General features: G+C 55.4%; 13 protein-coding genes. 6 read left to right on the top strand and 7 right to left on the bottom strand.

From position 1 onward, the window contains the following. Positions 1–92 precede the first annotated feature (92 nt). Entirely contained in the window at positions 93–1,334 is a 1,242-nt protein-coding gene (locus BUQ90_RS07365; RefSeq protein ID WP_074204378.1) for a cytochrome-c peroxidase, read from the top strand. Positions 1,335–1,492: 158 nt separating this feature from the next. On the opposite strand, the gene BUQ90_RS07360 is transcribed toward BUQ90_RS07365, so the two are convergent. Both BUQ90_RS07360 and BUQ90_RS07355 read right to left on the bottom strand, forming a co-directional pair. Beyond that, a complete protein-coding gene (locus BUQ90_RS07360) occupies positions 1,493–2,635 on the bottom strand; it encodes a S1 family serine peptidase (RefSeq protein WP_074204377.1) in 1,143 nt (380 codons plus the stop codon). Further along, on the bottom strand, positions 2,608–3,255 hold the full coding sequence (locus tag BUQ90_RS07355) for a hypothetical protein (RefSeq protein WP_074204376.1): 648 nt from the start codon (positions 3,253–3,255) through the stop codon (positions 2,608–2,610). Before BUQ90_RS07355 ends, BUQ90_RS07360 begins: the two co-directional genes overlap by 28 nt. A gap of 94 nt (positions 3,256–3,349) precedes the next feature. Between BUQ90_RS07355 and BUQ90_RS07350 the strand changes: the two genes are divergently transcribed. The 3 genes from BUQ90_RS07350 to BUQ90_RS07340 all read left to right on the top strand — a co-directional run bounded on the left by BUQ90_RS07350 (position 3,350) and on the right by BUQ90_RS07340 (position 9,838). After that, complete coding sequence (locus tag BUQ90_RS07350) at positions 3,350–6,682, top strand: caspase family protein (RefSeq protein ID WP_074204375.1); 3,333 nt, start codon at positions 3,350–3,352, stop codon at positions 6,680–6,682. After that, entirely contained in the window at positions 6,679–8,700 is a 2,022-nt protein-coding gene (locus BUQ90_RS07345; RefSeq protein WP_074204374.1) for a caspase family protein, read from the top strand. Before BUQ90_RS07350 ends, BUQ90_RS07345 begins: the two co-directional genes overlap by 4 nt. A gap of 106 nt (positions 8,701–8,806) precedes the next feature. Further along, positions 8,807–9,838 (top strand): S1 family serine peptidase, encoded by a 1,032-nt coding sequence (locus tag BUQ90_RS07340; protein ID WP_159437052.1) that lies wholly within the window; start codon positions 8,807–8,809, stop codon positions 9,836–9,838. A 64-nt stretch (positions 9,839–9,902) separates the two neighbouring features. Here BUQ90_RS07340 and BUQ90_RS17850 read toward each other — a convergent pair whose 3' ends face one another. The 4 genes from BUQ90_RS17850 to BUQ90_RS07320 form a co-directional block, all read right to left on the bottom strand. Beyond that, a complete protein-coding gene (locus BUQ90_RS17850) occupies positions 9,903–10,172 on the bottom strand; it encodes a hypothetical protein (protein ID WP_239447366.1) in 270 nt (89 codons plus the stop codon). A 33-nt stretch (positions 10,173–10,205) separates the two neighbouring features. After that, positions 10,206–12,143 carry a TIR domain-containing protein gene (locus BUQ90_RS07330; RefSeq protein ID WP_074204371.1) on the bottom strand — a complete coding sequence of 646 codons (1,938 nt, stop codon included), beginning with the start codon at positions 12,141–12,143 and terminating at the stop codon, positions 10,206–10,208. 151 nt (positions 12,144–12,294) lie between these two features. Further along, entirely contained in the window at positions 12,295–14,295 is a 2,001-nt protein-coding gene (locus BUQ90_RS07325; RefSeq protein ID WP_074204370.1) for a DUF4231 domain-containing protein, read from the bottom strand. A 31-nt stretch (positions 14,296–14,326) separates the two neighbouring features. After that, positions 14,327–14,770 (bottom strand): potassium channel family protein, encoded by a 444-nt coding sequence (locus BUQ90_RS07320; protein ID WP_074204369.1) that lies wholly within the window; start codon positions 14,768–14,770, stop codon positions 14,327–14,329. Between the two features lie 260 nt (positions 14,771–15,030). On the opposite strand from BUQ90_RS07320, the gene BUQ90_RS07315 reads away from it, so the two are divergent. Then, positions 15,031–15,930, top strand: coding sequence for an ABC transporter ATP-binding protein (locus tag BUQ90_RS07315; protein WP_074204368.1), 900 nt, complete (start codon positions 15,031–15,033; stop codon positions 15,928–15,930). A gap of 14 nt (positions 15,931–15,944) precedes the next feature. Continuing rightward, positions 15,945–19,535, top strand: a complete 3,591-nt coding sequence (locus BUQ90_RS07310; protein ID WP_074204367.1) for an ABC transporter permease/M1 family aminopeptidase — start codon at positions 15,945–15,947, stop codon at positions 19,533–19,535. 155 nt (positions 19,536–19,690) lie between these two features. Here the strand turns inward: BUQ90_RS07310 and BUQ90_RS07305 are convergent, their stop codons facing one another. Then, positions 19,691–21,451, bottom strand: a complete 1,761-nt coding sequence (locus BUQ90_RS07305) for a helix-turn-helix domain-containing protein (protein ID WP_074204366.1) — start codon at positions 21,449–21,451, stop codon at positions 19,691–19,693. Between the last annotated feature and the right edge of the window lie 77 nt (positions 21,452–21,528).

Genomic DNA, 21,528 nt, shown 5'->3' with positions numbered 1-21,528 from the left:
CAAATCCGTGTGCGGATCGGGAACGGCCGCGGCGTTGTCCCACTATAACAGGGTGAAAAATCAGCGCCCGAAATTGAGATGGAGAGTATCCCATGATCAAGCTCGGTATCCGGGGAAGCAAGTTGTCTATAGTCGCCGTAACGGCCTCTCTGTTTTTGCAGGCCTGCGGCGGCGGGGGCGGCGATGGTGATGGCTCCTCAACGGTTACTCTCCCCGTTGCGACGACACCCGCGCCAACACCAACGCCGACCCCCACACCAACCGATCCGACATTGGCGGAAACTGTGGCGGAATATACCACCATCGACCTCGATAATCTCCTCAACTATGCCGATCCGGCACTGCCGGCCTATTATGACAATACGCTCAACAACCGCGACAACCAGCCGGCCAACAACCAGCTGGAGGACCGTATCGCGACACTCGGCCGGGTGCTGTTTTATGATACCCAGTTGAGCGTCAACAACACGATCAGCTGCTCCAGTTGTCACCAGCAGTCGGCCGGCTTTGATGATCCCCTGCAGAAAAGTGTCGGTTTCCTGAACGAGGAAACCGGGATGCATGCCATGCGGCTGGGCAATGTCCGCTACTTTGGCCCGGGCGACATGTTCTGGGACAAGCGCGCAGACTCGCTGGAGGAACAGGCCACCGAGCCAGTGAAGAGCCCGGTCGAAATGGGCTGGGATGATGCGGCGGGCGGCGTGCCAGCGCTGATCACGCGCATGGAAGGTCTGGAATATTATCCGGCACTGTTTGAATTTGCCTTTGGCAACGCGACGATTACCGAAGCACGGATGCAGCAGGCGCTGGCACAGTTCCAGCGCGCGATGATCTCCTCCGACAGCCGCTGGGATCGCGCCTATGCGCAGGTGTTCAATCCCAATGCCGACAACCGCAATTTGAACGCCACGCTTCCAGGCTTCACCGCTTCCGAAAACCGGGGACGACAATTGTTCATGACAGGCCGCAATAACGGCGGTGCCGGTTGCTCTGCCTGTCATCAGCCACCCACTTTTGCCCTTGCGGGAAACAGTGACAGCAACGGCCTCGATGCAGGGGAAACCATCGAATTCAAATCGCCCTCCCTCAAAAATGTCGCGCTGTCGAACTTCTTCATGCACGATGGGCGCTTCTCATCACTGGCCGAGGTGGTTGAGCATTATAACAGCGGTATTCAGAGCGGTCCGGCGCTGGACAATCGGCTCACCCAGGGAAACAATCCCCAGCAGCTCAATCTGTCCGATGCGGACAAACAGGCGCTGGTGGACTTCATGGAAACACTTTCGGACGAAAGTCTGGTTGCAGATGCCCGCTTTACCAATCCTTTTCGTTGAATCCGTGAGATTTTGAAACGTCCGCTTTTGCGCCCATAGCGGACATTGGGGTGGGGGCAGAGATGACGTAATCCCCAAAGGATCTATGGCTTCGGTCGAACAAAAGCGGAATCTGCGAGGCTAATCCTGTGGCGCAATATCGGTCGCGATTGGTCGGCCTATCGCCGCGATATGCCTGATCGGGCACCGACTTGTGCGGAAATGATCCATTTCGAATAGTAAGAAATGTCGACATAGACCCCTGGCATATTCGGCAATCCGCACCCTTTGCCCCAGGATACCAATCCCACCAGACGAACGGCTCCACTGGACCGCCGCCTGACCAGCGGGCCGCCGCTGTCGCCCAAACAGGAGTCGCCATAGGCAATGTCGGGAGATTTGGACCAGCCGAGCGCGCAAATCATGCCTTTCTTTATGCTGTCTCGGAGTGATGCATATTTCTTGCAACCCTTGCGCGACAGATGGCGCACCGGGACATAGTGGAGTCGGGCCGGGTTGCGCTGGATTTTGCCCTCCTGATCTAGGCGGACATTCTCCGCACCCACCGCCAAAGGACCCGTAAGTCCCCACCCGGAGACTTCAAGAAATTCGGTGTCCGGGATCGGAACTGCACCCAATGGCACGCTGTGCAGTCTGATCGATTGCAACCTCCCCGATTGGATCCGACCGACCTTCCCGGCGGTGGATATCCGGATCAGTGCGATGTCCGCCTTCTTCTTGCCGGGCTGGTAATCCTTGTGAATGACAATCGAATCAATCGGATAGGTCGCACCATCCTTTTGCAAATTCTGCGTTCCCATCCGCACCCGGCGATGCGTCAGGACCTTGCCGGCATTCGCGCCGATGAACGGCTTGCCTGCGACGCAATGGGCGGCCGTGACAATCCACAATTCCCCGAGATACGCTCCGCCGCATCGGTGCTGTCTTTCGAACGCGCTGCGTTCGCGGAGAAATTTTTTCCGCTCGCCGCCGGGATTCTGTGCAGCGATCGGGGAAAGCCGCGCATCATGGTCGATCTCAGTCTGCGTATAGGGGATGGTGGAATAGATCTGGACTTGCCAGGGCGCATGTCCAGGCGGCGCGATCCAGCCGCGAATGATTGGTTCCCCGTCGCCTGGTTTTCGCCTTGGAGGATATTCGTCCCCCTCATCTTCCGGCAGGATATTCGGTCCCGGCGGTGTCGAGTCCATTGGTGCCGGTCCGGGTTGGGCCAGAACCGCCGTCGCCAGCAAAGCCATTGTCAGAGCCGGGAGGAAACGGCCCAGCATTTCGTTCAGGATTCGATCGCGCGATTGTCGCATCGCGCTTGACGTTCCGCATCCGTCTCCTCGTCATCTTCAGCCAAAGGGATTGAGCTCATTTTAAACCGGTTGATTTCTGCCGGCGACATCCAGTGCATCCCGCTTGCGGGGGCAGCATTGATTGTAAACCAGTAAAATTCCGTCGCGATGCCGATGGCCGTGAAAAATTCCAGGAAATCCCCGTGCTCGGCATGATCCCGCGACAATTGGTTGGCCGCATAGGGTGGCGGACCATCATCCTCCCAGCTGTGCACACCGATACATGCACCGGGCTGGATGATCCGGAAAGTGCCGGCCAGGAAAAAATCGGTGCCACCGGACGCGACCAAGCCGTCCGAAGGGACAATTGTGGTGAACCCGTCCTGGTGCAAGCCCCAGGCCGCATCCAAATAGTCATTATCATCATCTGATCCGGGAACATTTTGCATGACCAGGATCTTGATGTTCTGATCGTTTCGCCGTGCGGCCTTGATATGCTCTTTTGAATTGGGCACAAGCGTTCCGCTTGCGACAAAATACCCGTCAGCGACCGCCATTTTGAAGGACTCATCTTCGCTCGGTGGGGGCGGAGCGGAGATCATCAAAATCGCTGACAACAAAGAAAAACTCGTCTGGATCATCGCCCTCCCCCTCAAAAAACCGAATAGTCTTCGTAGCTTGACAGTCTATACAATGTTTGAAAGCATGTAAAATTGCGAGCAAGGTGCACATGATATGGCAACTGATCCAGAGTGCTATCCATATGTCAGGCGTTTGTTGCGGCTGTTGCTCGTCGCAACCCTTCCCCTTTTTGTGGCCTGTTCCACAGAACCGGAATTCGGTCAGGCCCCGATTGATCTGCAACCAAAAGTCGTCCCGCAAAGCCTGCCTGCCGATGGTGTCGAAGTCGCGGCCTGGACTCGCGATGACCGGTTCATAATCACCGCAGTAGGCGCTACCCGCTCTGTGACGATATGGGACGTCGCGAACGGTCATATTGTCGACCGCCTTCGCCTTCCGGCTGAGAAGGGGCAAACCGGCGAACTGATGGCGCTTCGCTCAATCGAGGTATCTGAGGACGGACAGACGGCGATAATTGATGCCGTAACCGCCAAATTTGGAAAGGACGAAAAGTACAGTCCCGCCCGCAATCGAAGATATTCTCTTGATCTGCACAGCCGGAAGGTAACCGCGATAGCCGCGCCGAATGACGAAATCATCTGGGACGGAAATGATATTGAATGTGTACGCGAAGCGCTCCAGGTGCTCTATGAAGATAGTGACACGATGTGCGTGTATGACGAAGCGGACGAGGAACCGCAAAGCTTCGAAGAAGCTGTCCGATATGCCAACGCTCATTTACCGGCTTTGCCCAATTCGCACGATGGAATTTGGTCGTTGCACAGGAAACCCATTGTGGAGGCCGAATTCAATCCTGGCGCAGATGCTGGAGGCCTGTTGCTGGTCAGTGAATCGGACGGAGAAGAGCGCGAATTGACGCATGACCGACTGGCCAAATTCGATGCGGCCTCCATGTCTCCCGAGGGACGCTGGGTGGCGATGAGCAATGACAAGATGGACTATGACTCTGACTATGATGCAGACGTTTCGATCATCGAAATCTACGACATCCAATCCGCCAAATTTGCGCAACAGGTCAGAATTATAGGTGATTACAATCAGACCAACTGGATATCGGACAACGAGCTGGTTGTAACCCAGATTTCCTCGAGTGGTGATCGTGTGGGAGAAGATGAGGAAAATCTTGGTCCTCCTCCTGACGCAGTTATCGTGGATGTCGCCAGTGGGAAAATCGAAGATAAAGTTGAGGCGCGCTGCTACATGATGCCTGCTCCCGATCACGGCTTTGTTGGCGCTGGTCTTGCGAATTGTCGTACCGTCGACAACGATGATGTCGGGCTTCAAAAATATGACGCCAAAAAAGAAATCTGGGAGGCTTTTGGTTCTCTGGAGATACCTGAGGGAGCGTTTGTCGATCTGCTTGCATTGTCAGCCGATGGGCGGAGGTTAGCGGTTGTCGTACAACGCGAAAATCGGCAAATTGTCGGCCATATTCTGGATTCCCGCACCGGCGAGCCGTTATTCTCCAAGTCCTTCAAGGATATTTCTTCCATAGCCAACATGGCCTTTGCACCCGATGGCAACAGCCTTTTAGTTTCCAGCAATGGCAGAGTTTTCATATGGCGGGTTGATGAGGATAAATGGGGTCCGACGTCGCTCACATCACTGGACACAACCGTTTTGGAGCGACACGGGGCAATTCTGGCTGTGGCCGGCGAATATGATGACGCGATAAGTCTTTTTGATTTTGAAACCGGAGAGACCTTACCGGCGCTCGAATTCGGCAATGTATCGGGCGGCGGATTTTTCCCGGACAAACCCCTGTTCTGGGCCTTTTCGGCTGAGGACGGGCTGCGGATTTGGGATACCAGGAACTGGTCGGTTGTGCTCACCACCTATTTCTTTGCCGATCAGGGTTTTCTGGCGGTGACTCCCGACGGCCGCTATGACAGCAATATCCATCCCTATAACGCCAGGTTTCGCTGGCTGGTCCCGGATCAGCCATTTACATCGCTCAATCCAGATGCGTTCAGTCGTGACTATTTCGCACCCGGTTTGACCGAAAGGTGGATCAGCTGCCGCGTTGCCGGCAATTGCGCGAACAGTTTCGACCCGGTCAGACCAATTGTGGAGCTTAATCGCCGGCTGCCCCAGGTGGATATTGTCAATGTCGCGCCGGGAGAGAATTCCGCTGAAGCGATCGTCACCATTGAAATAAATGAAACAGGAAAACCGGATACCGGGACCAGCGGCGTCTTTGATCCACGCATTTTTCGCAATCACCAGCTTGTTTTTCGTTCTGTCGAAACCGATCAACGCTCACAGAATTCCATCGCGAGCTGGCGATCGGCGCATGCCGCATCCAAGGCCGTTACAAAAATCTCGGACGGCCGCTATCGCTTGCAGAAGACCGTAACCCTTCCAACCGGTTCCAGACCGGAAGACCTGTCACAACTCATCACCGCCTATGCCTTTAACGAAGATCGGATCAAGAGCGAAACGGCTGCCTATCAATACGAGCGCCCTCCCCTGCCCGCGAGGCAACCGCGAGCCTATGTCCTGACGATCGGCATTGATCACTATCAGGAACAGCGCCTCAATTTGAATTTTGCCGGAAATGACGCGATCCTCCTAAGTGACAGGCTGTCGGATATCCCAGGCTATGATACCCGGCAATTGACGATCCGCACTGTCGGCCCGAACCCCGGGGATCAGCGCGCTGGTGCACCGAAATATGTCTCCAAACAAATCATCCGGGATCTTCTTTCACTGCTCTCCGGGTTAGATGGGAGCGAGGCAAGGAAACGACTGGACGCGCTGGGAATAAATGCTGCCAATCTGGAAAAGGCGACACCCGATGATCTCATTATCTTCAGCTATGCGGGACATGGCTGGACCGATCGAACGGGGGAGTTTTACCTCGTCACTTCCCAGGCTTCCTGGAAGCAACAAGATGGAACACCTGAAGCCGAAGGCCTGGTTTCCTCGCGGGAGCTGGCCAACTGGATGACCGACATAGATGCCGGCGCTATGACCCTGATTGTCGATGCTTGCCACTCCGCCGCCAGTGTTGAAAATGGCAGCTTCAAACCGGGCCCGATGGGTGATCCGGGACTGGGTCAGCTCGCTTTCGACAAGGGTGTGCGGATTCTGACGGCGACTCAGGCTGATGATGTGGCGCTGGAAGATGCCAATCTCAAACAAGGCCTTCTCACCTACGTCCTGGCGGCGGAAGGACTGGGGGAAAAGGGTGGCAAGGCTGATCTCGATTCAGATCGCAAGATTGAACTTGCCGAATGGCTGAATTATGCGGTGCAGCGCCTCCCCGCGTTGCAAGTTGATGCCCGCGTCGAGGGCATTCGCAGCGACGCAGTGGTATTCCATGATCTGCAAGACAGCCAGACGGAAAAGCGAATTCAGAAGCCGTCGCTGTTTGACTTCAACATTCTCGCCAGCCCGATCATTTTGCGGACCAATATGAAATGAAAAACTGGTTCGCCCTGCCGTTGCTGTTGCTGTCCGTAATGGCCCTGTCTGGCTGTTCCGGTTTCTGGTCAAAATCAAACGACGACAAGCCGATCGGCACGAAGAGCATCGATACCCAATTGACCAATCTCAACGCCCTGTTTGTCGGGGTTGATACTTATCAGTTTTCAAGGACAAACCTGCGCTCCTCGGAATTTGAAGATTTGCAGGGGGCGGTTGGCGATGTCTTGCGCTTCAAAGACGCGTTTCGGGAAATTTACGCAGTCGAATTTGATCGATCCGGCGACGGAAATTGCGAAACGTCAAATCATCTGTCGACCACATTGATCAATTCCTGTGCGACCCGCGCCAGAATAATGGACGAACTGGACGCCCGGATCGCGGCGCTCAGCCCTGGCGACACGCTGCTTTTCTACTTCGCCGGTCATGGATCACAATATCAGGATGATGAAAATTATGATCAGGATACGGGATATAATGGCACGATCCTGCCCTATGATGCCCGCAATCCAAACGGGTCGGCCGGTGAAATTTTCGATATTGAGCTCAAGCAAATAAAGGACCGTGCCACCGCTGCGGGCATATATTTTGTCTCAATTTTCGACAGCTGCAATTCCGCCACCGCCACACGCGATGGCGCCAACGGACAGTCGCGCAGCGTTCCACCCTTGTCCGGTGGTCCGCCGCAAGATCAGGCAAGCCGCCCACCGGTGGCGGGATCGGGCGATGGCTATTGGGTGCATCTCGCCGCCGCGCAAGATGGCGAAGAAGCGCAGGAAACCGTCAATGGATCGATCGGGCGACGCGCGGGAGTCTTCACCAGCGCATTGATCGAAACACTGCGCATGCCTGCGATGCGCCATGCAACATTCGGAGATATTATTGCGGAGGTCCAGCTGAGGGTGTCACGAAATGGGCATTCCTCTCAGACGCCATCCGCAGAAGGAGAATTGACGGCCGCCTGGGGCGCGCGCGCGCGGTCTACCATCCTGTTTGAGGCAGAGAACCGGGACGGCGAAGTCCAACTGCTCGCCGGGTCCCTGTCTGGTATGACCGTGGGATCAGCTTTTGCATTTTATGCAACGCAACAGGATGCGGTCGACAGAAACGCCCAATTGGCGACCGGGCAAATCATCGAACTTGGCCCGAATTCCGCGCGAGTCAGAATCACGCCGGGATCATCGGACAAGCTTCCGGAGAAAATCTATGCCGAAGAAACCGCCCATTTCTTCGCACCGGACATATTGAAAATCAGCAACCAAATACCGGCTAATGATGGGGGTGACCGTGTGCAGCTGGCAATTACTGCCATGAACTTTGTCGATATCACACGAGCCGGCACCATTCACATTGTCGGATCAGAGGAAATTCCCGGGCACGCCAGATTGCAGGCCAATGACGGCACGAAAATCGCCGACCTTGGCGAGATCGAAGATGCGGGTTTTCCCGCCAGGCTGGAAGCGGAGCTGAAAAAGATCGCGCGCGTGGACCAGCTACTCGCCTTGCGCACGACCAGCCCGACACGCCAGGCACAAACGCATTTTGGTGCCGTGGACTTCTGCATTGCAGCCGAGGGATACCGCCCCTCCAGTTGTCCATCACTTGAAAATGGCGGTGTAAGACACATCGATCTGAAAGAGAAAACCATAGCCACCGTCATCAATCGTGGCGACAGACCGGCGTTTATCTACCTATTGGCCATTGATCCCAAGAACGGCGTTGTGCTGGTGTTGCCGCGACCCGGCGAAATAGATCAGAAAATTGAACCCAACCGTCCTTATCGCCGAGGCCCGATATCTTTCCAGGTTCCAGGACCCTATCGGTTCATCACAATTGCCAGCGAAGAACGCATCCGGGTTGACGCATTTCAGCAAAGCGGGAGCGGAATCAGGAATATCGACATTTGCAGCTCCCCGCTCGAAAAACTGCTCTGTTCCGCCAGCCAGGGAACCCGCGATCCGGAGGTTTCCGAAATCGGCAACTGGTCGGCGGTCGTGGCTTCAGCAGTAGTGAACTGAGGTGATCATGAAGACCCGGCCAGGACTGATCCGAATTTTTGTGCCATCCCTTTTGATTATCGCCCTGAGCGGATGTGATCCGAAACCTTCGCCTTCCGGAAATGATTTGGAATCAACAACAAAGACGGCGAAAACCAGTCGTTCAGAACGCTGCAAGGCGCGGTTGGAAAAGGATGGCGGCGGCCGCATTGTCGGGGGCAAGCCCGCCAAACCCGGGTCAGCTCCCTGGCAGATCGCGATCATGTCCGCGCCGGAATATAGTCAGGCTGAACGCGCCTTCGATGCCAGACTGGAACAAGGCGATGAATGCAAAAATTATTTGGAAGAACGAGAGGAGTTCGAGCTCGCGCACAAATGTGGCGGATCTTATATTGGCGATGGCTGGATCGTCACCGCCGCACATTGCGTGGACAGGGTATCCGCCCCGGATGGCAGCAAAGGCGATGCGGTCAATGATCGTTACCTGATATTGGGCACCCAAAATCTGACAGCCGCGGATAGCCGGTTCGCTGTGGATGCCGTGGTAATCCACGGAAATTACAGTCGAACCGCAAAAATGGCCGATATCGCATTGATCAAGCTGAGTAACGATACCGAGACTCAATCCCGTCTGGCCGACCTGGTCGCACAAGGCCGCCTCGCCGCAATCGATGTAATGAACCCCACCGATCGCGATTTCGAGACACGGGAGGACCTGAGAGTTACTGGCTGGGGCTATATGGGACAGCGAAATGCGAACCGGGATTTTCAACGGCTGCGTGATAGCCAGGGCGAGCTGCAACGAAAACCGGCCGCGTTACAACAACTTACGATCAATTATCTGGATGATGCCATTTGTCAGGAGCATTATCGCGACTTTGGTGCCGGAAGCCTGTGTGCCGGTGCAGTTATTTCGGACGGGAGCCCAGGCTCGGCAAAAGACAGCTGTCAGGGAGATAGCGGTGGTCCGCTGACCCGACTTGACGATGGCAACAAGCGAACGCTTGTCGGTATCGTTTCACGTGGCAAAGGATGCGGGGCGCCGGAAATCCCCGCCGTCTATGTCCGCGTATCACATTATGTCGAGTGGATCAGAGCAGCGATGCAGAAAGCCCAGCCTGCTGCCGTGATCCGTTGGCCGGCAGCCGTGCAGGAATAGCTGGCCCGGCAACTTGTTGACACCAGGCGAGACAAGTCTTGGCGTCCAGTCTACCAAATGGCGCTTACCGATCATCCTCGCCGGTACGATCATCCTCGCCGGTACGATCATCCTCGCCGGTACGATCATCCTCGCCCGTCCGGTCATCTTCGCCGGTGCGGTCATCTTCGCCGGTGCGATCGTCTTCACCTGTCCGATCATCCTCACCCGTGCGATCATCCTCTCCTGTCGTACGATCCTCTTCCGTGACATCACCGTCTGTGGCCGGTTCCTGACAGGCCGACAGGCCCAAGGATGCTGATATCAATATTGCTGCCATTGTGGTTTTACGCATAGTTCTGGTCCCCCTCAAAGTTCCTGATCTCGTTTAGATGAAACCCATGGTTTTTACCAGTTTGATATATTCCGGCTCTTCGCGAACGGGAGCGAGCAGTGGATCGGCATATAGCGCGGTCAGTCCCGCATCGCGCAATTGCCAGGCCGCATCCAACGCGGCCAATGATCGAGTGGTGTCACCCCATTGCGCATAAACCTGCGCATATTGGTAATGGCTTTTGTCTCCATATTCCGCCTGCAGCTCGGCCAGCGCCGCTTCCGCCCCCGACCGGTCATTTCGTTTGTGCGCAATAATGGCATAACCTGGCAGGCGCCGAACTTTGCTCATCTTGTTGGAGAAGGACTCGTCGGCCGCATCCAGCTGTCCGAGCATCAGCTGTGCGAAACCCAGCAGTGAATAATAGTTGCCGATATCCGGATTGAGCCCAATTGCCCGTCTATATGCACTCATTGCCAGTTCATATTTTTGTCCAAAATAGTGAATGTCACCCATGGCGCGAAAGGCTCTCGAATTGAGGGGGTCCAGTTTTGATGCGCGACTTATCGCCGCGCTGGCCGCAGGATAGTCGCGCAGCCGGGATTTGAAAGTTGCATAGCGACTGAGCTGATCAGCATCGCCAATGCCCAGCGCGTAGGTCCGTTCATAGGGCACGCGGGCGGCCTTCATATCGAGTTTGCCAGACGCCAGCGCAAACCCTAGCGCAGAATGACCCGCCGCCAGATCCGGCACCAATTCGGTTGCCTTGCGCGCGGCAAGAACTGCCTCGTCGTAAAGACGTACGCGCTCTTCGAAGTCGGCATAAAGATTGCCGATAACCGCAAGAGTCCGGGACCGCGCGGCCGCCGCACTGGCATATTCCGGATCAATCGCAAGAGCCTCGTCAAATTTCGCAAGCGCCTCGCGATCGGACTGCTCATCGATTGCCGCCTCGTAAAGCTCCTTGCCGCGAAGATAGGCATCAAAAGCGGCAATGCTGTTCGTTCCTCCAACCTGTGTGGTCCGGTCAATTGCGGGGCCATCGTCCATGACCGCTGCCAGTGATGTTGCAACCGCTACGGCAATTTCGGATTGCACCTCGAATATATCGGTCAACGGCCGCTCGAAGCTTTGACTCCATCTGCTCGCCCCGGTGCGCCCGTCGCTCAAATCTGCAGTGATTTTAACCCGGTCCCCCGCCTTTTGTACATTGCCATCGAGGAGAAATGTCACGCCAAGTTTGTCCGCAATTTCCTCCGCACCACCCTGGTGCCCGCGAAATTCGTCCGAAGACGTCTGTCCGACGACCTGCAGCAATTTGTTCCGCGACAATTGCGTTCTGATCTCAGACGTCAGACCGTCAGAGAAGTAATTTTGCTCCGGGTCACCGCTCAGATTTTCAAATGGCAGAACCGCCACGCCATTGTCTGGTGATGATCCGGAAAAAGGATCAATGAGCCACGTTGTCAGCCCCGCAGCCGCCATGGCGGCCACACCGCCACCGATGAGCAGATTGCGCCGGTTCGGAACAGGATGAGCCAGTAGATCGTGATTGGCGGGCAATTCCCCGCCATCATGGAGCGCCGCAACTGCCCGCAGCATCTTTTCGATTTCTCCATCATTGGCGTCAATCCGGGACCTGGAGATATCAATGCACTGGAACTGGCCGAAGCCGAGCGGCGGCTCGCTGCCATCCAGTGACAGAGGGACAAGGCGGCCGCTATCCCGCCCGCGGGTCGATTCATCATGAACCCAATGTGAGTTGACCGATGTCTTCGACCAGAGAACAACAACCGCCCTGGCGCGATCCAGGGCGGCCTCTGTCGCATTGGCAAAGCGTTCGCCACCCTCCAGCAAGCCGTCCCACCACACCGCAAAGCCCGCCCGTTCAAGCAAGTTTATGATCGCCCGGGCTTCTTTCTGATCCGTGCGGGAATAGCTAAAAAATACGGTGGTTTCCCGCGCGCGGTCTGGAAAGTCGTTGTCCGGCATTTCAAGGTCTGTCCCGTTCAACCGCTAGTTGAAGAAATTCTACTGGATTTGCAAGCGCTTGTAAAATGATACTGCCAGATCGACCCATTGAGACCGGGGCACCGGAATTCTGCGCAAGTCACAGCCTTCCGATGGTTGGCTCGGTTCTCTGCTATACGGGCACCGTAATATGCTTGCCGCCAAATACGGCCTGCCAGTTTTCGATTTCGGCAACGACAACATCATCGGTTGCGTGGACCAGCTCTGTTACCTTGTCATAGTCGAGAGCCTCATCCGGTGCTGTCAGCAACAGCAATATGCGGCTCCTGATGGCATCCAGTTTTTCAGCCGTGACTTCTGATATGGCGGCAAATCGCTCGAAATCGCCAAAATAGCGGATGCCGGCAATTGCAGCTCCAAAGGTGGGAAACAGGACGCCAAGTACGGTGAATGTTTTGGACAAGGTACCGACAAACCCGCTGTCCAGAATATTAACCGTCGAGCCCAGCTTCAATAGCAGATAGGTTGCGACGGACAGGAGGGCCAGTTTGAAGAGAAATTCGGAAAACCGGTCGAGGTTGTGATGGACGTTCTGCAGTCGCTGAGCTTTGGAGAAATGATAATCACGCTGCGGGGTGACATGGCATGTGTCGAGCGTTTCGAGTGCTGTCCGCAAATATCCGCTTGTGACTTTGGCACGCGGCAGGCCGATGTCGCGCAGTGCCTGGCGGACATACCATTCCGGCCACGATGTATCTGTACTTCGGGGCCATCGTCCGGGAGGTCTTGCAACGCCTAGAATCAACAGCAGCGGACTGTGGCGGAAATATTCGGCGACACGGCGGGTTTCGAACCAGCGTTCGTGCCAACGATATTTCTGTCCGCGGGAGGTGATAATGACTATCGCCACAAGCAGCAGGAACTCGAACAGGGCAAACCCCCATTTTTGTTCGGCAGGCACCAGCGGAAGGTAGAGAATACCGCCGACAATGGCGAGCGCGGACAACAGAAAGTTTACGACCATTCCTGCGCGGTAATGGTCGGAAAGCCGCGCAGAAATACCATCGGCCCAGGCGAAGGATTTCAGGGCAAATCCCGTAATTTTCTCCGTCAGGGCCGGGTCGGCGCCGGGAAGGTGCGTGATCTTCTCGGTCAATTTTGCGCCGCTCCCCTGCGCCACCTCTTCCGGTTTTTCGTAGACCTGAACGAGGGAGCGAAAACGAGATTTTTCGCCGGAAAACAAGGCTTCCACACGGCGATAGGCGTGGACCAGACGGGAACTGCGTTCACGCCATTGCTCATTGCTCAATGTCTCCAGGCCCCGGCCATCGGTTGCTTGCACGGATTGCCGAACCTCTTCCGGGCAAATGACTTCCGTCACCAGTGCCGAAATCCGGGCGTCCCGATCATCCTCCAATTTCTCAGTTTGTGACAAGGCCAGTGATTCAGGAGCGTGCAGAATTCGCCAGTTTTCGGGATCCGACGGATTGATCCAGATAACCGGGGCACCAAGATCAAGCGCGGTTGCCACAGTATGGCCGGCCCCACCGATATTGGCGGTGCTGGCACCATCCCAGACTGCCACCAGAACATCCGATTGTTCGATCAGGATCCGGCCTGCCAGCTGGGCTCGCTGCGCACTTTCCAATGCAAAAGCCTGGGCCTTGGCGAAGTTGTCCGGTGCTTCAAGCATGGCCAGATACAGTTCACCAATGGCATCATCCTGATCAGCAAGTTCAAACAGGCTCGCCCGTTTGGCTACCTGATCAATGCGTTCCGCCCGGCTCTGTGTCGATTCATTTCCGGCCTTTTCTCCAGCCAGCAAAGCCTTCGCATCCTCAACACTGGCCGGCATCGCATTGACCGCCAAATTCAATTTTTCGCCAAATGGCAGCGGGCTGATGAGCTCCCAACCCCTCGCCAGCGCCAGATTGGCGGCGACCTGATCGGTCCCGTCAACCAGCAATGTATGCAGGCGGGTTGGCTCAATTTCCATTTTGTCGAACGGAGAATGCGCGTCACCGGTGGCGCGATCAATTGAGTCAAAAACTCCTGCAATGCAGGCCTCGATCTGCTTGGAATTGGCCGCGTAGAGCGGATGGACGGACCGATGACCGGTCACGCCCACGCTCAGCCGGATATTGGGCGGCGGAGGAGCGGAAAAACCGGTCACAACGTCCCGCTCATGACCGCAATCAAATCGTCTAGTCTTCTACAGATGACCATAGCCGCTCCATCATGAGATAAGTGAAGGATGCGCTCCACGCTATCAGCAGCAAACCCGTTAGCGCCTCTATTCCGGCAACCAGTCGCATCGCACCTTCCGGAGCAATGTCGCCAATGCCCAGCGTCGTGTAAGACACGATCGAAAAATAGAAATAGTCGGACGCATCCGGTGCATGGATCCCAACCAGGCTGCCATTCCCGGACAAGTCAATCAGCCAGTAGGCGACCGCAAACAAAACGACTTCAATCAGATGAGCGATGAATATCAATGTCAGAACAGCCAGCATCGGGCGACGCATGTCGGCTTCAAATTCCGAGATTGCCGATGCGCCCATCCGCAATATTCTGAAATGCAGGTTCAGACATAGTGCAATTAGCAGGGCAGACACGGCAAGCGGGACAACATATTCTTGCATCGCCATGGCATTGAATTATGCGGCTCTTTTGTCAAGCTCGGTCGCGCATCTAGGAAATCAGGCGACAAGATAGTGCGCTGATCAGGGCGGTCTCAAAAGGTTGATCCGGGCCTGCTCTATAAGTGTCCGCTTTGTCCCGATAGCGGACATAGTGGCAGAATTGACCAGCATAGAGTTCGGGATTTCATTCAGCGCTTGCCACGAGTGAGTTATGCATATAACACAGCTGCAATTCAATTCGAGACGCCTTGATGGAGTAGGTTGGAATGCTGGAACTCAAAAATGTCACCCATGTGTACCCAAATGGCACCAGGGCGCTGGATGAAGTGACCCTTTCCATTCCCAAGGGAATGTTCGGACTGCTCGGGCCCAATGGCGCCGGCAAATCGACATTGATGCGAACGGTGGCAACCTTGCAGACTCCAACTCAGGGATCGATCCGTTTCGGTGAGCTCGACATATTGGCCGATCCCGAAAAATTGCGTGAAAAACTCGGATATCTGCCGCAGGATTTCGGTGTTTATCCGCGCATTTCTGCCTATGATATGCTCGAACACATGGCGGTGCTGAAAGGTATATCCTCAGCTCCTGACCGCAAGGTCACGGTCGAAACCCTGCTCAACCAGACAAATTTGTGGGACGTTCGAAAGAAGGCCATTGCAGGATTTTCCGGCGGAATGCGCCAGCGATTCGGCATTGCGCAGGCACTTATCGGCAATCCCGAACTGATCATTGTCGATGAACCCACTGCAGGCCTCGACCCGGAAGAGCGGAACCGGTTTCTCAATCTGCTCGCCGAGATTGGCGAGAATGTCGTTGTCATCCTGTCGACCCATATCGTCGAGGATGCATCCGACCTCTGCCCGCAGATGGCGGTCATCTCCAATGGCCGGATTCAACTGGAAGGCGCGCCGCTGGACCTGATTGAAAGAGCGAAAGGGACGGTCTGGTCCAAGACGATCGACCGCCACAAGCTGGACGAATATCAGGACCGCTACGAAGTCATATCAACGCGGCTTTTTGCCGGTGCGACCAGCATCCATATTCTGTCACAGGACGATCCCGGCAACGGGTTCGAACTGGTCGACGGGGGGCTGGAGGATGTCTATTTCTCGACCCTGGCAGCGACCCGCCGGGATGCGTCCAGTGCGTCCAGAGCGGCCTGATCCGGAGAAGCAGAATGTTCGGAAAAATCGCCACCTTTGAACTCCGCTATCAGTTCCGCAATCCCGTATTCTGGGTCGTTGCGGTGCTTTTTTTCCTGCTGACGTTCGGCGCTGTAACCGCGGACAATATCAGTATCGGGGACGGCGGCAACATCAATGCCAACAGCCCCTCGGCCATTGCCGAAACATCGATCATTTTGACCATTTTTTTCATGTTCGTGACCACGGCATTTGTCGCAAATGTCATTGTCCGGGATGACGAAAGCGGCTTCGGTCCGATGGTCCGCTCTACCCAGGTCAGCAAATTTGACTATCTGATGGGACGTTTCACCGGCGCATTCGGAATTGCCGCGATTGCCTTTCTCACCGTGCCGCTTGCAATCTGGCTGGGCTCACTCATGCCGTGGATGGATCCGGAAACACTGGGACCCAACAGGCTATCCTTCTATCTCTATTCCTATTTCCTGTTGGCGCTGCCCGGAATTTTCCTGACATCGGCCATTTTCTTTGCGGTCGCCACCATTACGCGATCGATGATGTACAGCTATCTCGGCGTTGTGCTGTTTCTGGTCCTGTACATCGTCTTCAGCGCGGTCGTGCAATCGCGGCCCGACTGGCTCGAACTGGGCGCCTACATCGAACCCTTTGGGGGCGGGGCCTATGAGTATATCACGCGTTACTGGACGGCGGCCGAAAGCAATAGCAAGATGGCGCCTTTTGCAGGCATTCTCCTGGCCAACCGGTTGATCTGGATTGGCGTGGCGCTGCTGGCCCTGCTCTTTGCCTGTTCGCGATTCAGCTTCGCCGAACGCGGCGTTTCCGCCCGGCAGCTGCGCAAACAGAAAAAGACGGCTGAGCGTTTAGCGGCCGTCCTTCCCACGGTCACGGATTCTCTTCCGGATGCCGAGCCGGAGAACGCGGCCTGGGACCGGCTGCTCACCCGGACCCGCTTCGAAATGACGCAGGTGTTCAAAAGTCCGGCCTTTTTTGTGCTCATCATCATCGGGCTGTTCAATGCTTCGGCTTCGCTTTTCTTTGGAAACGAAAGTTACGGAACAGCTCCCTATCCGGTGACCTTTGCGATTTTGCCGCAACTTCAGGGCTCCTTCACCATCATTCCGATGATTATCGCGATTTTCTACGGTGGAGAACTGGTGTGGCGGGATCGCGATCGCAAGGTCCACGAGATAGTCGATTCAACCCCGCTGCCGAACTGGATCTACATGGTTTCAAAAACCGTTGCGGTATTCGGGGTGCTGCTGGCAACCGTGATGATTTCAGTAATCGCCGCAATCACTATCCAGCTTGCAAAAGGTTATACCCATATCGAGTTTGGCAAATATCTTGCCTGGTATATCGCACCACTGACCATCAATTTCCTGATCATCGCGATCCTCTCGGTATTCGTGCAAGCACTGAGTCCCAACAAATATATCGGCTGGGGCATCATGGTCCTCTATGTGGTCGCGACGATTACCTTCAATGCGCTCGGTTATGATCATCCGTTATTGCTTTACGGATCAGGAATCAGCGTTCCGCTATCCGACATTAATGGGAATGCCGTCGGCTCCACCGGCGACTGGTGGGTGCAGCTCTATTGGGGCGCATTCGCACTGATGCTGGCGGTAGCGGCACATCTGCTGTGGCGGCGCGGCACCGAAACCAGTCTCCTGCCACGAATCCGGCAACTGCCCAGACGCCTGATCAGTCCGGCCGGAGCCGTGTTCGGGGTCGCCGCCCTGGTCGCCGGAAGCAGCGGTGCCTACATCTTCTACAACACCAATATTCTCAATGAATATCGGACCAGCGATGATGTCGAGGCACTGCAAGCGGAATTTGAGAAGAAATATCTGAAATATGAAACGGTCAAACAGCCATCACTGACCCGGATCAAACTTGCGGTGGACATTTATCCCGCCGAAACCCGGATGGAAGCATCGGGTACCTACTCCATGATCAACGACACAGGAGCGCCAGTGGAAGAACTGCATGTGCGCTTTGGTGATCCGGAAACAAAGAATGTCTCTGTCGATCTGCCGGGTGCGACACTGAAAATGCAGGACGATGAATTCCGCTACTATATCTATCGTTTTGATACCCCGATGCAGCCGGGAGAAACGCGGGAACTCAGCTTCCGGTCGCAGCGCTGGCAGCGCGGTTTCCGGGCCTCGGGCAATGATACACGGCTGGTAAAGAACGGGACGTTCCTCAACAATGCCGAGTTCACACCGGCCATTGGCATGGACCGGAGCGGCCTGTTGTCCGATCGGGCAACCCGCCGGAAATATGGCCTGCCTTCCGAGCTGCGGCCGGCCAAACTGGAAGATCTGTCAGCACGGGAACGCAATTACCTCTCTGACACCGACTGGGTGATGTCGGACATTACAATCTCGACCGTCGCCAGCCAGACCCCGATCGCCCCCGGCGAGAAGCTTTCGGATGAAGTCAGGGACGGACGGCGCATCGCACGTTTCGTGTCCAAAGCTCCGATACTGGCATTTTTCTCGATCCAGTCCGCAGACTATGCGGTCACTGAAAAGGAAGCAGATGGCGTGCAATTGTCAGTTTTCCACGATGCCGGACATGCTTACAATGTCGATACGATGCTGGCAGCGATGGAAGCATCTTTGGCCTACTATAAAACCAATTTCGGCCCCTATCAGTTCGATCATGCCCGGGTCATCGAATTTCCCGGCTATGCCAGTTTCGCGCAGGCCTTTGCCGGGACCATGCCCTATTCGGAGTCCATAGGCTTTATCGCAGATCTCAGGGATCCCGAAGATATTGATTATGTGACCTATGTGACCGCGCATGAAATGGGCCATCAATATTGGGCCCATCAACTGGTCAGCGCGGATCAGCAGGGTGGCACCCTCATGGTCGAAACTCTGGCGCAATATTCGGCGCTGATGGTGATGAAGAAACTTTATGGCGAGGACAAAATTCGCCGGTTCCTGCAATATGAGCTGGATCGCTATCTGAGTTCGCGCGGCAGCGAAGTGATAGAGGAATTGCCGCTGAATCGCGTCGAGAACCAGGGATATATCCACTATCGCAAGGGGGCGGTGGTCATGTACCTGTTACAGGACCGTTTGGGCGAGGATCGCGTGAACGAGATGCTCGCGGGACTGCTCGACAAGTACCGGTTCAAAAGCCAGCCTTATGCCGCATCGACAGATCTCGTCGATGGTTTCAAATCCTTGGCGCGCGATGATGCGGACAGACAGCTGGTCGTGGATTTGCTGGAGAAGATCACGATATATGACATGAAGGCTGCCGAAGCCGAGGTCAGAAATCTGGACAATGGCCAGTTTGAGACCACCATCACCGTTGAGGCAGCCAAGTTTTACGCGGACGGACTGGGCAATGAAACAAAGGCGGCTCTCGCGGACAGCATCGAAGTGGGCCTTTTCGCCGAACGTCCGGGAGACGGAACCTTTGACAGCAAGGATGTTGTGATGATGGAACGTAAACCGATCCGGGATGGCAAGCAGATAATCAAGATTGTCACCAGGAAGAAACCTGCCTTTGCGGGCGTTGATCCCTACAACAAATATGTCGACCGAAACAGCGACGACAATGTCATCGCTGTTTCGGAGAGTTAAAGTTTGGGAACACTCGTCCTGGATTGAGATGTGCCCGCTTTTGCGCCCATAGCGGACATTAGCTTGGTGACTGCAATATCCCGAAAGCGGACATAAGCTGGCAGCCTACGAATATCATTTGCGTTCGTTCCCAAATAAATACCCTCGGAGAATCTTTAAACCTCATTCCTGAGTGATTTAAGCGCCTCGCTGGGCGTTGTTCGAAATTCCTGGCGGTATAATTTGGCGAAGTGCCCTACGCTGGAAAATCCGGAGGCATTGGCGATTGCAGTAATCGTATCAAATTGGCGAAGCAATATCAGGTCGCGGGCATAGCTTAAGCGGATGGACCGGATGAAGGCCGCAGGTGTCAGCCCCTGTGCCTTTTTGAGCCGGCGGCCCAGGGTTTTTTCCGTGACCCCCAAAGCCGAAGCCAGAGCCCCTGCGCCAAAGCCGCGCTGGCTGATATTTTCGATCACCGCCTGCGTCGCGCGTTCGAGAAAACCCTGCCCGGCCGGAGCGGAAAGTGTTTTGTCGAGGCTGCTCGCATGAAGAGCATCTAGCGTATCGCCAACAACCTCTACGGCGGTCTGTTCTGGTGCTGGCTGTTTCTGCGAAATGTCTATCTTGTCCCGAAGCCTGACCGCTTCGGTGACGGCGGCATTTCTATGCCTCTGCATGGCGTTGATCATGATCGAGATCGCCGCCATCATGAATATCGCCTCCAATATGGTCGAGCTGGTATAGCTCAAAGTAATCGGCCGCATCATGATCAGTTCAAAGGTAGAGCTGGTGGCGGTGACAGAGACCGGAAATTTGAAGAAGTAGAGAGACGAAAACAAGCCGATGGTAAGCGCCAGCAGCGACGCAAAAACCGGAACGGCCTGTTTGACGCCATCGAACATTTTTCGGCCCGCCACATAGAGAAGAACGAAGGGGTTGATGATGAACAGGATCGACACCGGTGTTCCCCAATCAAACGGATCAACCATCGCCCAGATAGTGGCGATCACCCCCAGCCCGGTCAGCCAGTGAAACACCGCCTGCTTTCTTTGCCGGGGGTCGGTATCGATGGTCAGTAATATCCTGCAATATTGAATATTGGCCAGCATCACCAGGCCGGATGCCAGTTCAACAAGCGGCCGCCATTGGACCGTCGAAATGGTCGATCCGAATATGATATGGGGCCATCCATCGTAGAGGAAGGTGACGAAGAACATCCCGATCAGATAGGCCGCGTAAAATTGATAAAAGCGCGGATGAATCTGGCGAAATAATATTAGCGTGAAGATTGTCATGATGATGCAAAAGCCCAGCATCAGGGCGGATATCGCGGAAAATGTGCTGGACCAGTTGGACAGCAGTCTGACCGAACTGATAACCGGCGTAACGGCGGGTGCGTAGGTGCCGGACAGGCGGACATAATAGGTTTCTTGCCCTCCCGGTTCGATGCGGAATGAGACAGCGGTTTGCAGCCGGTCATTATCGCTTTGCGCCTTCGGGACTGTCCGGCCATCGCGCGATATCTGCACCAGTTTTCCGCCCTGATCCTGAAACAGGGTCACGTCGTCCATCACGGTTTCCATGAATGAAATGCCCCATAGCTTGTCATCCGTATGGGGGTTATGCGCTTGAAATTTCAGCCATAGGGCACCCGGAGGGCGCGGTATTGCAAATGGGCTTTGCGAGAATGTGAAGGTCTGGGCGGCTATCGCATCCGCAGCGATTGTCCCGGATTGATCGACAAAGGAACTGGCGGCGAGAGGCTTTAACTGACCGCTGGGCAGATCCGCGAGGCTGTTGGCAATCGCTCTGTCAGCGCCCTGATCAATAGCGTTGTCGTCGCTGGTTTGCCCATGGCCGGGCGTTGTCCATGCCAGGCCGATCAACACCATGGCCAGCAGCAAAAATACACATTTTTGTGCAAATCCGATCACCGCGATTCGCCTGAAAGCCTGCAGATTTCGCGCTGTTCACCAATGACTGCGGGCCGGCAACACCATATTTCGGACAA

The organism is Parasphingorhabdus marina DSM 22363 (genome assembly GCF_900128895.1).
GTDB classification, from domain to species: domain Bacteria; phylum Pseudomonadota; class Alphaproteobacteria; order Sphingomonadales; family Sphingomonadaceae; genus Parasphingorhabdus; species Parasphingorhabdus marina.
The sequence above is the reverse complement of the archived record's forward strand: the minus strand, read 5'-3'. Positions and strand labels throughout refer to the sequence as shown.

Coding starts and splice junctions, on each gene's coding strand:
- BUQ90_RS07345 (WP_074204374.1), top strand. CDS start 6,679: ATGAAAAACTGGTTCGCCCTGCCGTTGCTGTTGCTGTCCGTAATGGCC.
- BUQ90_RS07360 (WP_074204377.1), bottom strand. CDS start 2,635: ATGCGACAATCGCGCGATCGAATCCTGAACGAAATGCTGGGCCGTTTC.
- BUQ90_RS07365 (WP_074204378.1), top strand. CDS start 93: ATGATCAAGCTCGGTATCCGGGGAAGCAAGTTGTCTATAGTCGCCGTA.
- BUQ90_RS17850 (WP_239447366.1), bottom strand. CDS start 10,172: ATGCGTAAAACCACAATGGCAGCAATATTGATATCAGCATCCTTGGGC.
- BUQ90_RS07315 (WP_074204368.1), top strand. CDS start 15,031: ATGCTGGAACTCAAAAATGTCACCCATGTGTACCCAAATGGCACCAGG.
- BUQ90_RS07355 (WP_074204376.1), bottom strand. CDS start 3,255: ATGATCCAGACGAGTTTTTCTTTGTTGTCAGCGATTTTGATGATCTCC.
- BUQ90_RS07310 (WP_074204367.1), top strand. CDS start 15,945: ATGTTCGGAAAAATCGCCACCTTTGAACTCCGCTATCAGTTCCGCAAT.
- BUQ90_RS07330 (WP_074204371.1), bottom strand. CDS start 12,143: ATGCCGGACAACGACTTTCCAGACCGCGCGCGGGAAACCACCGTATTT.
- BUQ90_RS07320 (WP_074204369.1), bottom strand. CDS start 14,770: ATGGCGATGCAAGAATATGTTGTCCCGCTTGCCGTGTCTGCCCTGCTA.
- BUQ90_RS07350 (WP_074204375.1), top strand. CDS start 3,350: ATGGCAACTGATCCAGAGTGCTATCCATATGTCAGGCGTTTGTTGCGG.